This window comes from Cypionkella psychrotolerans (assembly GCF_001294535.1).
GTDB classification, from domain to species: domain Bacteria; phylum Pseudomonadota; class Alphaproteobacteria; order Rhodobacterales; family Rhodobacteraceae; genus Cypionkella; species Cypionkella psychrotolerans.
On record NZ_LGIC01000084.1, the window covers coordinates 1 to 14,759 of the forward strand.

The window sequence follows — 14,759 nt, forward strand, 5'->3', positions numbered from 1 at the left end:
GGATGTGCCCGCGGCTCTGCGGCATCGGGCCGTCGGAAGCAGCGCCAACCAAGATCGCGCCGTCCATCTGAGCCGCACCGGTGATCATGTTTTTCACATAGTCAGCGTGGCCGGGGCAGTCGACGTGGGCGTAGTGGCGGGCTTCGGTTTCGTACTCAACGTGAGCGGTCGAAATCGTGATGCCACGCGCACGCTCTTCCGGCGCGCCGTCGATTTGGTCGTAGGCGCGGAATTCACCAAAGTACTTGGTGATCGCTGCCGTCAAAGTGGTCTTGCCGTGGTCAACGTGGCCAATCGTGCCGATGTTGACGTGCGGTTTGTTCCGTTCAAACTTTGCCTTTGCCATGATGGCCTCCTAATTAGATCGGGTGTGGTGCGGATAGGCACCCTACGAGGTGGTAGGGCGGGCGTGAGCCCGCCACACCGGTTATGCGTATTTCTTCTGGATCTCGTCCGAGATGTTCTGCGGAACGGCATCGTAATGGTCGAAGGACATCGCGAAGGTTGCCCGACCAGAGGTCATCGAACGCAGCGTGTTGATGTAGCCGAACATGTTCGCCAAAGGCACCATCGCGGCGATGACGTTCGCGTTGCCGCGGCTGTCCTGGCCGTTGATCATGCCCCGACGCGAGGTCAAGTCGCCGATGACGCCGCCGGTGTATTCTTCCGGGGTGACGACTTCGACTTTCATAATCGGTTCCAGCAGCTTCGCGCCGGCTTTCTTCAGACCTTCACGCATGGCTGCACGGGCCGCGATTTCGAACGCAAGAACGCTCGAGTCAACGTCATGGTAAGCCCCGTCGATCAACGACACTTTGAAGTCGATCACCGGGAAGCCTGCGAGCGGACCGGAATCCATCACCGACTTGATGCCTTTTTCAACGCCGGGGATATATTCCTTCGGCACCGAACCACCAACCACTTTGGCCTCGAACGAATAACCTTCGCCCGGTTCCGTCGGCGAGATGATCAGCTTGACGCGCGCGAACTGGCCGGTACCACCGGTTTGTTTCTTGTGCGTGTAGTCGATCTCATGCTCGCGCGAGATGGTCTCACGATAAGCCACCTGCGGCGCACCGATGTTCGCCTCGACCTTGAATTCGCGACGCATACGGTCAACGAGGATGTCGAGGTGAAGTTCGCCCATGCCCTTCATGATCGTCTGGCCCGATTCAATATCGGTTTCAACGCGGAAGGACGGGTCCTCGGCAGCCAGACGGGCCAAAGCGATGCCCATCTTTTCTTGGTCGGCTTTGGTTTTCGGCTCAACCGCGATCTCGATCACCGGGACCGGGAAGGTCATGGTTTCCAGAACAACCGGGTGCGCCGGATCACAAAGCGTGTCGCCGGTAGTCGTCTCTTTCAAGCCGCCCAAAGCGATGATGTCGCCCGCAAACGCTTCAGCGATTTCTTCACGGTCAATCGCGTGCATCATCATCATACGACCAACGCGCTCTTTACGCTCTTTGGTCGCGTTCAGCATCGGATCACCTTTGGAAAGCGTGCCCGAATAGATGCGCGTGAAGGTGAGCGAGCCCACGAAGGGGTCGTTCATGATTTTGAACGCCAGCGCCGAGAACGGCTGCTCGTCCGAGGCCGAACGCGAGATGTTACGGGTTTCCGACTCATCACCGGGTTTGAAGCCCATGTACGGCGGCACGTCGAGCGGGTTCGGCAGATAGTCGATCACCGCGTTGAGCAGAGGCTGCACGCCTTTGTTCTTGAACGAAGATCCAGCCATCACCGGAACGAAGTCGATTGCCAGCGTGCCCTTACGGATCAGCGCGCGCAGCGTGTCAACATCGGGCTCATTGCCTTCCAGATAGGCTTCCATCGCCGCATCGTCCTGGCCCACTGCGTTTTCCAGCAGGTTCAGACGCCATTCGTCAGCCGAAGCTTTCAAATCAGCGCGGATCGGTTGACGGACCCAGGATGCACCAAGGTCTTCACCCTGATAAACCCATTCTTCCATCGTCACGAGGTCGATGATGCCTTCCAGCTTGTCTTCCGCGCCGATCGGAAGAACGATCGGCATCGCATTCGCGCCGGTGCGGTCTTTGATCATCTTCACGCAGTTGAAGAAGTCAGCGCCGGTTTTGTCCATCTTGTTGACGAAGACAATCCGCGGAACCTTGTAGCGGTCGGCTTGACGCCAAACGGTTTCGGTCTGCGGCTCAACGCCTGCGTTGCCGTCCAGCAGAACGACAGCGCCATCAAGCACAGCCAGCGAACGCTCAACTTCAATGGTGAAGTCAACGTGGCCGGGGGTGTCGATGATGTTAAAGCGGTACTTGTCCGAGCGTGCATGCTCGAGGTTCGGATCAATCGTGCGCTCCCAGAACGTAGTGGTCGCAGCCGAGGTGATCGTGATCCCGCGCTCTTGCTCTTGCTCCATCCAGTCCATCGTCGCGGCGCCGTCATGGACTTCGCCGATTTTATGGGACTTGCCGGTGTAGAACAGAATACGCTCGGTCGTCGTGGTTTTACCCGCGTCGATGTGAGCGATGATGCCGAAATTGCGGTAGCGTTCCAGCGGAAATTCGCGTGCCATGATGCCCTCTTACCAGCGGTAGTGGCTGAATGCTTTGTTCGCATCCGCCATCTTATGGGTATCTTCACGTTTCTTAACAGCCGTACCACGGTTGTTCACAGCATCCGACAATTCTGCAGCCAAACGCTCTTCCATGGTGTTTTCGTTGCGCTTGCGCGCCGCGATGATCAACCAACGGATAGCCAGCGCTTCGCGGCGCTCGGTGCGGACTTCAACCGGAACCTGATAGGTTGCACCACCGACGCGGCGCGAACGCACTTCGACGGAAGGTTTGACGTTTTCCAAAGCTTCATGGAAGCACTCGATCGGCTGACGCTTCAGACGGGTCTGAACCCGCTCAAGTGCGCCATACACGATACCTTCTGCGACCGACTTTTTGCCGTCGAGCATCAGGTTGTTCATGAATTTGGTCAGAACCCGATCGCCATACTTGGCATCAGGCAAAATCTCGCGTTTTTCAGCGGCGTGACGACGTGACATTGTTTATCTCCTCACTTCGGACGCTTAGCGCCGTATTTCGAACGACGCTGGCGACGCTCTTTGACGCCTTGCGTATCGAGAACACCGCGAAGGATGTGGTAGCGCACGCCGGGCAAATCCTTGATACGGCCGCCGCGGATCAGAACCACAGAGTGTTCCTGAAGGTTGTGCTTTTCACCGGGGATATAGCAGATCACTTCGAACGAGTTGGTCAGACGCACTTTGGCGACTTTCCGCATAGCCGAGTTCGGCTTTTTCGGAGTGGTGGTGTAAACGCGCGTACAAACGCCACGTTTCTGCGGGCAAGATTCCAAGTGCTGCGACTTGGACTTGCGGACGTTAGGCTCCCGCGGTTTGCGGATGAGCTGTTGAATAGTCGGCATTCAGCTACCTCGTGTTGCCCCAATCAAGGGACTGTCAATACTCGCCCCGCATAACGGGGCACTGCTTCTCGACGCCCTTTTGTGCGAACCACAAAAAGGTAAAACCGCAGACGACACCCCGAGGGGGCGTTGCGGTGGAATTCCAGAGGATCGGAGTTTGAACCCGGATCATGACCACATCAAGCGTAGAATCCTTGGCTCAATAGAGAGAGGGAGCCTTGGATAGCGCGGCTGATAGACAGAGTCGGTCGGGATGTCAACAGCCGCAGGGGTTAGCGGCTGGATGTGGCTTGGTTCAGCATCAGGCGGGCGAGCACGGCGGCGATCAGGCTGATCAGCAAGATGGAAAGCAGCACATCCGACAGAAAATGGCCACCGGACGCCACGCGTTGCCATGCGACGAAGCCGAGGCTCGCAAGCGAGAGGGCTTGGGCTGTGCGGTAAAGTGGTTGGCTTAGGCGGTGGCGGTAACGCAGCAGAATCAGCAAGGCGGCGATGGTCAGGGCGGTGGTGCCTGCCCCCTCGCCCGAGACGAAGGAACAGTTCTTGGCGCATTGATCGCTGATCTGCCACGCTGGGCTGAAATGAGCCGTGCCGCCGAAGTCGATCACGTTGGAGGGCCGGGCGCGGCCCCAATAGGCCTTGAACCCGGCGTTTACGATAAGGCCCGGCCCGAGCAGGAACAGCGCGAGGATGTAGCCCCACAACCAGCCCGAAGTTTTGCGCCACAGTGCCAAAGCCAGCAGGATCAAAGCCAGCAGTGGCATCAGCAAAGTGCCATCCCAAAGCACATTGCGCAGACCTTCGACCCAAGCGTTCTGCTTGATCGCAAAGCCGCTCGCCCCCGGCAAACTGGCGTCATGGAAATACCCCGTCACCGCAAGGTCGATCCCCGGCCAGATGCCGAAGACCAGCAGGGTCAGACCGATCAGACCGACAAGCACCGCGATGACGCTATTGCTGGGCATTGGCACATTCGGCGAGCACGAGGTAAGCCGCTAGCCCGGATTTGCGATAAGCGCCCCCCGTGGCATCCAGCGGGAAAGCTAGGCTGGCGCAAGCGGGGGCGGTTTGGGTGATCCACAGCAGCGGCCCGGTCAGATCCGTGGGCAAAGGATAGCGCTGTTCATAGTGGTTTTGCGCGCGGCCTTTCGGGCGGGGGGCGTAATACGTCAGCCTCTCGGATTGCCCGGTGTAGAACAGATCCGCCAGCACAGAACGATTGTCGGCAAGGATCGGCGGATTGCCCTGCCCTTGCGCGATGGCGATGATCTGACGGCTCATCGCGGCGCGGCCGAGTTGGCGTTCAATCAGTGGTGCGCCTTGCCACTGGATGCCGGTGAAGATGGTCAGCAGTGGCAGGGTGATGCAGAACACGGCGTTTATGGCGAAAGAGGCCGCCAGCCAGCGCGGTCGGTTTTGCAGCAGGCCGATGGCGAGCGGGATCCCCGCAAAATAGGCGGCGACGGCCCAGTTGGCTTGCGCCGTGCCCAGCAGGGCTTGCACCGTCACCACCAGCAGAGGCGGCAGGATGAAAGCTGCTTGGATCGGCAGTTTGCGGATTGCGAGCAGCGTTGCCGCAAAGATCACCGGGCCAGCGACGGCGAATTGGCTGAAGATGAACTCCGCCGCACTGGCGAAGTTCAGCGCCGCGAGGGGATTGTCTTGCCGCACCCAGCCGACATTATCGACAGTGTGCGACAGCGTAGTGAACTGGTGCGAGATGTTCCAGATCAGGTTGCCTGAAATCACCACAGCGAAAGCCAGCAACATCAGCGCGGCATTGCGCCAGCCAATCCGGCCCTCGGGGCGCAGGGCGGCGAGGACCACCCCGATCAGGCAGTAAATCGCCGCGTATTTCGCCATGAAAGCCGCACCAATCGCCGCCCCTGCCCATAGCGCGAACTTCGGCGCGCGGGTTTCCAATAGGCGGTGATGGGCATACAGGGCTGCGGCAAAGAAGGGCGCCATCACGGTATCGGTGGAGATCAACAGGGAACCAAGCGCTGCAAACGGCACCGTGGCATAGGCCGCAGCCGTCAAGATTGCGGCACGCGGGCCATACAGGCGTGCCGCCCATGCGCCGAGGATCAGCGCGGTTGCGCCATGCAGAAACGCCCCCGGCATCCGCACCCAGAACGTGCTGTCGCTGCCTGCAAGGGTCGTCACAGCACCGATCAACCAGCCGATCAGCGGCGGTTTTGAGTAATATCCGAAGGCAAATTCCTGCCCCCAAAGCCAATATTGCGACTCATCGACGTAAAGATCGGTGTGATCAAACGCCAGCAAGACCCAGCGCAGCAGAGTGATGGCCGCGACGATCAGCAGCGCCGGGCGGAACCAGTCTGCGGTTTCGCTACGTTTAGAAAACATCTGTCTCAGCACGTTTGTGGATCAGCCACAAGTTCCGGCTGTAGACCACCACCCCCGGCAACTGGCCAAGGATGATCACCAGATCGAGTTTATGGATGCCATACGCCAGCACGATCAGACCGCCGATGATCGAGAAATACCAGAACGCCACCGGCATCACCGACTTGCCCGCCCGCTCGGACGCGATCCATTGCACGATAAATCGCCCGGTGAACATCAACTGACCCAGCAGCCCGACGGTCAGCCAGATGATATCGGTGGCCGAACTTGCGCCCAGCTTGGTCAGCAGATCGTGCATCATTTGGCATCACGCAAAGCCGTATCGGGCACAACCCGCGCCTTCTTGCGGCGACGCAACAACCACGCGACCCCGACCAGATCCACAATCCCCACCAAAGCCCGCTGGATGTTGGAGTAGTTCGACCGCCCTGCCCCGCGTGGGCGGTGGCTGACATCCACATGCGCGACCTGCCAGCCGTCACGGTTAAACAGCGCGGGCAGATAGCGGTGCATGTGATCGAAATACGGCAGATCAAGAAATGCCTGCCGTTGAAACGCCTTCAGCCCGCAGCCAGTATCCCGCGTGCCATCCTGCAATATCCAGCCGCGCAGACCGTTGGCAAATTTTGAGGCCCATTTCTTCGACCAAGTATCCTGCCGCCCGACCCTCTGCCCCGCCACAAGACCAATCCGGCCCGTGGTGTCATTCAGGATCGGGGCCACCAGCTTTGGCAATTCCTCGGGCGGGTTTTGACCGTCACCGTCCAAGGTGCAGATCACCGGCGCGGTTGCGGCTTTCACGCCGGAATGCACCGCAGCGCTTTGACCGCCAGAGCGGTCATGCCGGACAATCCGCAGATGCGGCATGGTGGCGGCGCGGGCCTGCAGAACCGCCACCGAATTGTCGGTGGAGCAATCATCGACCACGATGATTTCAAACGGTTCGTGGCCTGACAGCGCGCGGTCGATGCCTTCAACAAGCGCGACGATATTCTCGGCCTCATTCTTGGCGGGGATCACTACGGAAATACGGGTCATTGGGTTCCTGACCTTAAAGGCCTGCGCTTTGGCCGAGTCTATAGGCCAGCCGCTGCGGCCTTGCAAACTGTCACGCGACGCTGCGGGCAAGTTGGCGCAGTTTTCGCTCGCGCAGCAAGGTGTAGATGCCGGTGGCGACCACAATCGCAGCACCAATCAGGGCGTAGCCATCGGGGAAGGTGGCGAAAAACACCCAGCCGAGGATAATCGCCCAGAGCAGCGACATGTAGCGGAACGGGGCGACAAAGCCGATGTCGCCGACCCGCATGGCGCTGACCGAACAGATATAGCCGACGATCACCATGCTGCCTGCGCCCAGCAGTTGCAGGGCTTGCAATGGGGTGATGGACTGCCAGCCTTCAATGGCGGAACCGATGAAGCCCATCACCATCACGGCAAAACCCGCACCCAAGGCGACCACTTGCGAGGGCACGGTGCCGCTGAGGCGGCGCACCGAGAGGTCGCGGAAGACCACGGTGGCGACGGAGCCGAGGCCCAGCACCGACCAGATCGTGAAACCCTCCATCCCCGGTCGGATGATCAGCATCACGCCGAGAAAACCGATAAAGATCGCCAGCATCCGCCGCCAGCCGATGTGGTCTTTGTAATACAGGGCAGCGGCGAGGGTGACGGCGAGCGGGGTGACTTGCATCACGGCGGAAAGCGTGGCGAGCGGCATGTGCTTCAGCGCGGTGAGAAACAGGATGGTGGCGGCGACGTCGGCGAGCGAGCGCAGCGCAATCAGGGCGCGGTCATGCGGGGCTGCGGGCAGGCGCAACCCGCCACTGGCGCGGGCGAGGATCAGCAGGCCGAGCACGGCCACGGTGCCGCGCAGGGCGATGGTTTGATAAAGCGGGAGTGCGTGGGTTAGGGACTTCATGATGGCGTCGTTCACCGTGAAGGCAAACATCGACAGGTTCATATAAAGCGCGCCGCGCAGGTTGTCTGAAATGGCCATTGGTCCCCCCGGCGGCAGGGGTATCAGGTGGCGATGGCGGGGGGAAGGGGGAGGGTTGGGGTGAGGGATTGCGGCTGGTCCCAACTCGGGACCTTTTTTATGTGTTTTTATTCAATAGGATGGGTGTGTGGATTTAAGAATTTGTTAACAATTTCACCCAGATTCACGATGCCTCACGGTCGTTGCACCGAACTCGCCCCCGCGCTATGGCAGCCGTGCCGTCGCCCGCTTATGGCCGCGAATGGCGGTCGGAGCGAAGCCAAAGCGATCGCGGAACCGCATGGAAAACCGCGAGGCCGAGGCATAGCCCACGTTATAGGCGATGTGGCTGATCGGCTGGTTTGTCGATTGCAGCAGTTGCATCGCCATTGCCATGCGGGCATCGACCAGAATGTCGCCAAAGCTGGTGCCCACCGCCGCCAGATGGCGGCGCAGGGTGGCCTCGCTCATCGCCAGTTCGGCGGCAATCTCGACCGCCTTCCAGTCATGGCCGAGCTTGCCATTCAGCAAAAGCCGCACCTTTTGGTCGAGTTTTGGCGGTGGAGCAGCGTCAAACCGGATGTCCGTGTCGGACAGCCAGAGCAGAACCTCGGTCATGCGATGGCGGGCCACATCCGCGCTGAGACGGTGGGTTTCGCCGATGGCTTCCATCGCCCGATCAATCGCCCCGGTGAAGAAACGGTCGGGTTTGACAATCTGCGCGCGGCGCAAGGCGGGGATGCTGGGGTCGACCGGAAAAGCCGCGAGAATATCGGGAGCCCAGACCAGCCAATGCGCCTCATACGCGCCGTGGCTGGTCGTCGTGTTGGTGATATCCAAGCTCTGCCCGGCGGCGAGAGCGACGGCTTGGCCGCTGGTGATGGTCCATTCTGCCGTCCCGGCTTGCAGAATTTTGCTGCCGGATCGCACGAAGATCAGCGTCGGCTGATCACACCGGACCCGCACAAACCGCAGGGTGTTGCGTTGCACGACGCGCGCGGTGATGCCGACGCCGGGGCGCTCGACAATCGAACGGCCGCGATCCGCGTCTCCCTGTTGCATCAGCGCCCCGCCGTCAGCGTCAGCGTGGCTTTGGCCAAAGCATTTGCCGTGGTCATATAGCCCACCAACGCGCCCGAAGCATTCGGCGGCAGCTCTAGCTTTTCGACCCCCAACGCCGTGACAGTGATCACATAATGATGCGTCTCACCCACCGGCGGGCAGGGTCCACCATAGGCCGGGATCCCGGCATCCGAATTCATCTGCACGGCCCCCGTCGGCAGGGTTTGCGCGCCCGCGCCGATGCCTGCGGGCAGTTCATTTGCCGTAGCCGGGATGTTGGTGACCACCCAATGCCACCAACCCGAGCCGGTCGGCGCCTCTGGATCATAGATCGTCACCACGAAGCTTTTGGTGGCTACGGGTGCGCCGCTCCACGCGATTTGCGGCGAAAGGTTGCCCCCCGTGCAGCCAAAGGAATCGGCGTAGTTCTTGTCGGTGAACGCGCCGTCGGCGGCATCAGCGCTGGTTACGGTGAAATCTGCCGCCAGTGCGGCGTTGAGGCTTATCAGCACCGCGCCAGTTGCCAGCGAAAGGGTTGCCTTGATCATTCTCATCTCCATCGTCTGCTAGATTTGCACAATATGGGGTGAAATTGGCAATAGTTTTGCGCTTGATTTGACATTTTTAGCGCCGAGGCGATCAATGTGGGATTGGCTTGGTGATTGGCTTGAGTGGAGGGGCGGCGGGTTGTACCCGTGCCGCGGCAGTTCTTTGGGGGCAATTTTGTCGGATATGTTGAACGCTCCGCGGGGGATATTTGGGCCAAGATGAAATTGGAGAGAGTGCATTTGGGTGGTGGGGCGCGGGGTTTGATGCCCCGCGCCCTGCCCGGTTACAGCGTCAGCGATGAGATGAAATCGCCGCCAAGGATGGCGAGGGCGATCAGGGCTGCGATGGTCAGTTTCAGAGTGTTGCTTTTCATTTGGACCTCAGAGGAGTTCGGGGAGCAGGGCACCGGCGGCGGCGAGACCGCCTAGACCAAGCGCGACGATGATCCAGTTGATCAGGATTTTTTTGCCGCTTTCGACCGGATAGTCGGGCGGGGGCGAGCCTTGTTCGGATGGGTTCGTGGCATTGGTTTTGTTTTGAGCACTCATTGGCTTTCCTTGCGTTACATGCGTCAGCCGCAGGCAGGCAGGGCCAGCTTACGACAGGTCAGATCAGGGCTGGGCGTGGCGGCACGGGCGGTGCGCGGGCCTGCCAGCCAAGCTGGATCTGAGTAACGGTTGGAAGTGTGGGCTGTGGCACATCCAGCAGCCGGAAGCCGGGGCGATGGGATGGCAGCGGTGGTGTGGTGCTGTCGAGCAGCGGGATGCTGCGTGCCCGTGTTTCGGGCAGAGCGGGTTTGACGAAGCTGGGTTTCAGGGGCGCAGCGAGGGCCAGCGGGGTCTGCACGCTGACGGCAGCTTGGCCCATGGAGTGCAAGCTGGCCTGTTGGTAGGGCAGCACGGCCAGCAGCAGCGGCAGGGCGACCCAGAGGCCGAACCGATTGAGCAGGGTCAGGAACTGGCGCGCTTGGGGGTGCATGGGCCTCGGGTCGATTGGATTGCCCTTTGTCTCAGCTTTGCGCTGGAGGGTCCAGTCGGCAAACCTTGCAGTGGCGGCGGGTTGCCAGCAGGTTTTTGGGCAAATATGCAAAAGGCCCCCTGGTTTCCCAAGGGGCCTTTGCTTTTCATGTCAGACGATCACTCGTCGCGGCTGTCCGCCGCGAAAGCTGACGGCGCGGCCACCGCAATCGGTGCTGCCAAGGTTGCCGCGATTTCGGCTTCGGACCGGCGCGCGTCGATCACCACGGTATCGCGGTCGGCTGCCACGGCTTTCACCACACGGGTTGCCCCACCGGTGCCTGCCGGGATCAGACGGCCGACGATGACGTTCTCCTTCAGGCCGACCAGTTTGTCGCGCTTGCCCTGCACCGAAGCCTCGGTGAGAACCCGCGTGGTTTCCTGGAACGACGCCGCCGAGATGAAGCTGCGGGTTTGCAGCGACGCCTTGGTGATCCCCAAGAGGATCGGTTCAGCGGTAGCCAAACGCATCCCATGCGAAGCGGCTTTATCGTTGGCCTCATCAAGCTCGTGCTTGTCAACGTTTTCGCCTTTGAGCAGCGTGGTTTCGCCCGAGTCGAGGATCTCAAACTTCTGCAGCATCTGGCGAACGATCACCTCGATGTGCTTGTCGTTGATCTTCACGCCCTGCAAGCGATACACGTCCTGCACTTCGTCGATCATGTAGTTCGCCAGCGCTTCGACACCCAAGATACGCAGGATGTCATGCGGCGCGGGGTTACCGTCCATGATGTAATCGCCCTTCTGGACGAAATCGCCTTCTTGCACCGGAATATGCTTGCCCTTCGGGATCATATATTCCTGCGCTTGCAGCGTCTCGTCTACAGGCTCGACCGTGATGCGGCGCTTGTTCTTGTAGTCTTTGCCAAAGCGCACATAGCCATCGGCTTCCGCGATGATGGCGTGGTCTTTCGGACGACGGGCTTCGAACAATTCTGCCACGCGAGGAAGACCCCCGGTGATGTCCTTGGTCTTGGCACCTTCGCGCGGAATACGCGCCACAACGTCACCCGGCACCAGTTCTTGGCCGTCTTCGACCGAAAGAACTGCATCCACCGACATCGGATAGCTGATCGGATGGCCGCCGTCATTGCGCACTGGTTCGCCCGTTGCCGGGTCCATCACGATAACTTCGGGCTTAAGATCGCCACCTTTCGGAGCCGAGCGCCAGTCAGACACGATCTTCTGTGTCATGCCTGTCGCATCATCGGTATCTTCGCGCACCGAGATGCCCGCGATGAGATCCTTGAACCGGGCAACCCCCGCCTTTTCGGCGATGATCGGCAAGGTATAGGGATCCCATTCGAACAGTTTGGTGCCACGCTTCACCGCGATACCGTCTTTGGCATGCAGTTTCGCGCCATAGGTCAGCTTGTGCACGGCGCGGTCTTGGCCCGCTTCGTCCACGATGGCGATCGACATGTTCCGACCGATAACGATCTGCTCGCCATTGACGTTGGACAGCAGGTTGGCGTTGCGGAACTCGATCTTGCCTTCTTGGCTGGCTTCCAGGAATGACTGTTGGCCACCCTGTGCGATACCGCCGATGTGGAACGTCCGCATCGTCAACTGGGTGCCCGGCTCACCAATCGACTGCGCGGCGATGATGCCGACAGCTTCGCCTTGGTTCACCAAAGTACCGCGTGCAAGGTCACGACCGTAGCACATCGCGCAGACGCCTTCTTCCGCGTCGCAGGTCAGCGGCGAACGGATACGGGCCGAAGCCACGCCAGCGTTGTGGATCGCATCAGCACGACGCTCGTCGATCAACTCGCCGCGCGCCACCAGCACTTCACCCGTCAACGGCACGACGATGTCATCGGCAGCCACCCGACCCAGCACGCGCTCGGCCAAGGATTGCACGACTTCGCCATCGTTCACAGCCACATCGGCGGTGATGCCACGGTCGGTGCCGCAATCATGCGAACGCACGATGCAGTCTTGCGCGACGTCCACCAGACGACGGGTCAGGTAGCCCGAGTTTGCCGTCTTCAACGCGGTGTCCGCGAGGCCCTTACGAGCACCGTGGGTCGAGTTGAAGTATTCCAGAACCGTCAGACCCTCTTTAAAGTTCGAGATGATCGGCGTTTCGATGATCTCGCCCGACGGTTTGGCCATCAGACCACGCATACCCCCCAGCTGTTTCATCTGCGCCGGCGAACCCCGTGCCCCAGAGTGCGACATCATATAGACCGAGTTCGGCTCTTTTTCCGCGCCCGCATCATCGTAATGCACAGCAGAAATCGACGACATCATGTCGGCAGCCACTTTGTCGGAACATTTCGACCAAGCATCGACCACTTTGTTATACTTCTCGCCCTGCGTGATCAGGCCGTCCATATACTGCTGTTCGAACTCTTTCACCTGATCGCGGACTTCGTTGACGATCGGCCATTTGGTGTCCGGGATCAGCATGTCGTCTTTACCAAACGAGATGCCAGCCTTGAACGCCTCACGGAAGCCGAGGCCCATGATCTGGTCGCAGAAGATCACCGATTCTTTCTGGCCGCAGTAGCGGTAGACAGTGTCGATGACGGTTTGCACGTCTTTTTTCCGCAGCAGACGGTTAACGAGGTCAAACGGTGCTTTGGCGTTCAGCGGCAGAAGGTTGCCCAGACGCAGACGGCCGGGGGTGGTTTCAAACCGCTTCCAGACGATATTGCCGTGTTCATCGACTTGACGCAGACGACCTTGGATTTTGGCGTGCAGATGCACCGAACCAGCGGCCAGCGCGTGTTCGACTTCATCAATGTCGGTGAAGATCATGCCTTCGCCGACCATGCCTTTACGCTGCATGGTGGTGTAGTAGAGGCCGAGCACCATATCCTGCGAAGGAACGATGATTGGCGCGCCGTTGGCGGGCGACAGAACGTTGTTCGTCGACATCATCAACACGCGGGCTTCCAGCTGGGCTTCCAGCGAAAGCGGCACGTGCACAGCCATTTGGTCGCCGTCGAAGTCGGCGTTGAACGCCGAGCAGACCAGCGGGTGCAGCTGAATAGCCTTACCTTCGATCAGGATCGGTTCAAACGCTTGGATGCCCAAACGGTGAAGCGTCGGCGCGCGGTTCAGCAGAACCGGGTGTTCGCGGATCACTTCATCGAGGATATCCCAAACTTCGGGACGCTCTTTTTCGACCAGCTTTTTCGCTTGCTTCACGGTCGAGGAAAGCCCTTTGGCCTCCAGACGCGAGTAGATGAACGGCTTGAACAGCTCCAACGCCATCTTCTTCGGCAAGCCGCACTGGTGCAGCTTGAGTTCCGGGCCGGTCACGATAACCGAACGACCGGAGAAGTCGACGCGCTTGCCCAAAAGGTTCTGACGGAAGCGGCCCTGTTTGCCCTTGAGCATATCGGACAGCGACTTCAGCGGGCGCTTGTTGGTGCCGGTGATGACACGGCCACGACGGCCGTTGTCGAACAAAGCATCGACCGCTTCTTGCAACATGCGCTTTTCGTTGCGCACGATGATATCGGGTGCACGCAACTCAATGAGGCGCTTCAGACGGTTGTTACGGTTGATGACGCGACGATAGAGGTCGTTCAAATCCGAGGTCGCAAAGCGGCCACCATCCAGCGGCACCAGCGGGCGCAGTTCCGGCGGAATGACCGGGAGGACGGTCAAGACCATCCATTCCGGGCGGTTGCCGGATTCGAGGAACGACTCGACGATCTTCAAACGCTTGATGATCTTTTTCGGCTTCAGCTCGCCCGTGGCCTCTTTCAGGTCCGCCCGCAGTTGTTCAGCCGTGGTTTCCAGATCAATCGCGGCCAGCATTTCGCGGATGGCTTCCGCGCCGATGTTGGCGGTGAAAGCATCAGCGCCATACTGGTCTTGCGCGTCGAGATATTCTTCTTCGGTCAGCTGTTGCTGATAGGTCAGGTCGGTCAGACCCGGCTCGATCACCACATAGTTTTCGAAGTACAGAACGCGTTCCAGATCCCGCAGCGTCATGTCCAGCATCAGGCCGATGCGGCTGGGCAGCGATTTCAGGAACCAGATGTGCGCAACCGGCGAGGCCAGTTCGATGTGGCCCATCCGCTCACGGCGGACCTTTTGCAGCGTGACTTCAACGCCGCATTTTTCGCAGACAACGCCGCGATATTTCATGCGCTTGTATTTGCCGCAGAGGCATTCGTAATCCTTGATCGGGCCAAAGATCCGCGCGCAGAACAGACCGTCACGCTCGGGCTTGAACGTGCGGTAGTTGATGGTTTCGGGCTTTTTGATCTCACCGAAAGACCACGACAGAATACGCTCGGGCGAGGCCAAGCTGATCTTGATCTCATCAAACGTCTTGACGGGCGCAACCGGGTTGAACGGGTTGGTCGAGAGTTCCTGGTTCATTTCAATTCCTAAGAATGTGGGTT

Annotated in this window: 14 protein-coding genes; all 14 read right to left on the minus strand. The window is 59.9% G+C overall.

Annotation, left to right across the window (positions count from 1 at the left end):
- The coding region (locus tag AKV04_RS19355) for a GTP-binding protein (protein WP_235815713.1) at window positions 1–346 on the minus strand (346 nt) is incomplete at its 3' end.
- A gap of 81 nt (window positions 347–427) precedes the next feature.
- The gene (gene fusA, locus AKV04_RS19360) at window positions 428–2,551 is read right to left on the minus strand and encodes an elongation factor G (RefSeq protein WP_054008056.1); all 2,124 of its coding nucleotides are present in this window, start codon (window positions 2,549–2,551) and stop codon (window positions 428–430) included.
- A gap of 9 nt (window positions 2,552–2,560) precedes the next feature.
- Window positions 2,561–3,031 carry a 30S ribosomal protein S7 gene (gene rpsG, locus AKV04_RS19365; protein WP_054008057.1) on the minus strand — a complete coding sequence of 157 codons (471 nt, stop codon included), beginning with the start codon at window positions 3,029–3,031 and terminating at the stop codon, window positions 2,561–2,563.
- Between the two features lie 11 nt (window positions 3,032–3,042).
- Window positions 3,043–3,414 (minus strand): 30S ribosomal protein S12, encoded by a 372-nt coding sequence (rpsL, locus tag AKV04_RS19370; RefSeq protein ID WP_054008058.1) that lies wholly within the window; start codon window positions 3,412–3,414, stop codon window positions 3,043–3,045.
- Between the two features lie 272 nt (window positions 3,415–3,686).
- Window positions 3,687–4,382, minus strand: coding sequence for a phosphatase PAP2 family protein (locus AKV04_RS19375; protein ID WP_054008059.1), 696 nt, complete (start codon window positions 4,380–4,382; stop codon window positions 3,687–3,689).
- Window positions 4,369–5,787, minus strand: a complete 1,419-nt coding sequence (locus AKV04_RS19380; protein ID WP_054008060.1) for an ArnT family glycosyltransferase — start codon at window positions 5,785–5,787, stop codon at window positions 4,369–4,371. Before AKV04_RS19380 ends, AKV04_RS19375 begins: the two co-directional genes overlap by 14 nt.
- The gene (locus tag AKV04_RS19385) at window positions 5,777–6,088 is read right to left on the minus strand and encodes a lipid-A-disaccharide synthase N-terminal domain-containing protein (protein ID WP_235815714.1); all 312 of its coding nucleotides are present in this window, start codon (window positions 6,086–6,088) and stop codon (window positions 5,777–5,779) included. Before AKV04_RS19385 ends, AKV04_RS19380 begins: the two co-directional genes overlap by 11 nt.
- On the minus strand, window positions 6,085–6,825 hold the full coding sequence (locus AKV04_RS19390; protein WP_054008062.1) for a glycosyltransferase family 2 protein: 741 nt from the start codon (window positions 6,823–6,825) through the stop codon (window positions 6,085–6,087). Before AKV04_RS19390 ends, AKV04_RS19385 begins: the two co-directional genes overlap by 4 nt.
- 70 nt (window positions 6,826–6,895) lie before the next feature.
- The gene (locus AKV04_RS19395) at window positions 6,896–7,783 is read right to left on the minus strand and encodes a DMT family transporter (protein ID WP_054008063.1); all 888 of its coding nucleotides are present in this window, start codon (window positions 7,781–7,783) and stop codon (window positions 6,896–6,898) included.
- Between the two features lie 204 nt (window positions 7,784–7,987).
- The gene (locus tag AKV04_RS19400) at window positions 7,988–8,824 is read right to left on the minus strand and encodes a helix-turn-helix transcriptional regulator (protein ID WP_054008064.1); all 837 of its coding nucleotides are present in this window, start codon (window positions 8,822–8,824) and stop codon (window positions 7,988–7,990) included.
- Entirely contained in the window at window positions 8,824–9,372 is a 549-nt protein-coding gene (locus tag AKV04_RS19405; RefSeq protein ID WP_202905659.1) for a YbhB/YbcL family Raf kinase inhibitor-like protein, read from the minus strand. The genes AKV04_RS19400 and AKV04_RS19405 overlap by 1 nt, the downstream gene beginning before the upstream one ends.
- Before the next feature lie 381 nt (window positions 9,373–9,753).
- Complete coding sequence (locus tag AKV04_RS26310; RefSeq protein ID WP_156317690.1) at window positions 9,754–9,921, minus strand: hypothetical protein; 168 nt, start codon at window positions 9,919–9,921, stop codon at window positions 9,754–9,756.
- 58 nt (window positions 9,922–9,979) lie between these two features.
- Window positions 9,980–10,351: a hypothetical protein gene (locus tag AKV04_RS19410; RefSeq protein WP_054008065.1), complete on the minus strand. Its 372-nt coding sequence runs from the start codon at window positions 10,349–10,351 to the stop codon at window positions 9,980–9,982.
- 158 nt (window positions 10,352–10,509) lie between these two features.
- The gene (rpoC, locus tag AKV04_RS19415; protein WP_054008066.1) at window positions 10,510–14,736 is read right to left on the minus strand and encodes a DNA-directed RNA polymerase subunit beta'; all 4,227 of its coding nucleotides are present in this window, start codon (window positions 14,734–14,736) and stop codon (window positions 10,510–10,512) included.
- Window positions 14,737–14,759: the final 23 nt, after the last annotated feature.

What these genes read in the sequence shown, in the direction of transcription:
- fusA (WP_054008056.1), bottom strand. Translation starts at nt 2,551, where the DNA reads ATGGCACGCGAATTTCCGCTGGAACGCTACCGCAATTTCGGCATCATC.
- rpsG (WP_054008057.1), bottom strand. Translation starts at nt 3,031, where the DNA reads ATGTCACGTCGTCACGCCGCTGAAAAACGCGAGATTTTGCCTGATGCC.
- rpsL (WP_054008058.1), bottom strand. Translation starts at nt 3,414, where the DNA reads ATGCCGACTATTCAACAGCTCATCCGCAAACCGCGGGAGCCTAACGTC.
- AKV04_RS19375 (WP_054008059.1), bottom strand. Translation starts at nt 4,382, where the DNA reads ATGCCCAGCAATAGCGTCATCGCGGTGCTTGTCGGTCTGATCGGTCTG.
- AKV04_RS19380 (WP_054008060.1), bottom strand. Translation starts at nt 5,787, where the DNA reads ATGTTTTCTAAACGTAGCGAAACCGCAGACTGGTTCCGCCCGGCGCTG.
- AKV04_RS19385 (WP_235815714.1), bottom strand. Translation starts at nt 6,088, where the DNA reads ATGATGCACGATCTGCTGACCAAGCTGGGCGCAAGTTCGGCCACCGAT.
- AKV04_RS19390 (WP_054008062.1), bottom strand. Translation starts at nt 6,825, where the DNA reads ATGACCCGTATTTCCGTAGTGATCCCCGCCAAGAATGAGGCCGAGAAT.
- AKV04_RS19395 (WP_054008063.1), bottom strand. Translation starts at nt 7,783, where the DNA reads ATGGCCATTTCAGACAACCTGCGCGGCGCGCTTTATATGAACCTGTCG.
- AKV04_RS19400 (WP_054008064.1), bottom strand. Translation starts at nt 8,824, where the DNA reads ATGCAACAGGGAGACGCGGATCGCGGCCGTTCGATTGTCGAGCGCCCC.
- AKV04_RS19405 (WP_202905659.1), bottom strand. Translation starts at nt 9,372, where the DNA reads ATGATCAAGGCAACCCTTTCGCTGGCAACTGGCGCGGTGCTGATAAGC.
- AKV04_RS26310 (WP_156317690.1), bottom strand. Translation starts at nt 9,921, where the DNA reads ATGAGTGCTCAAAACAAAACCAATGCCACGAACCCATCCGAACAAGGC.
- AKV04_RS19410 (WP_054008065.1), bottom strand. Translation starts at nt 10,351, where the DNA reads ATGCACCCCCAAGCGCGCCAGTTCCTGACCCTGCTCAATCGGTTCGGC.
- rpoC (WP_054008066.1), bottom strand. Translation starts at nt 14,736, where the DNA reads ATGAACCAGGAACTCTCGACCAACCCGTTCAACCCGGTTGCGCCCGTC.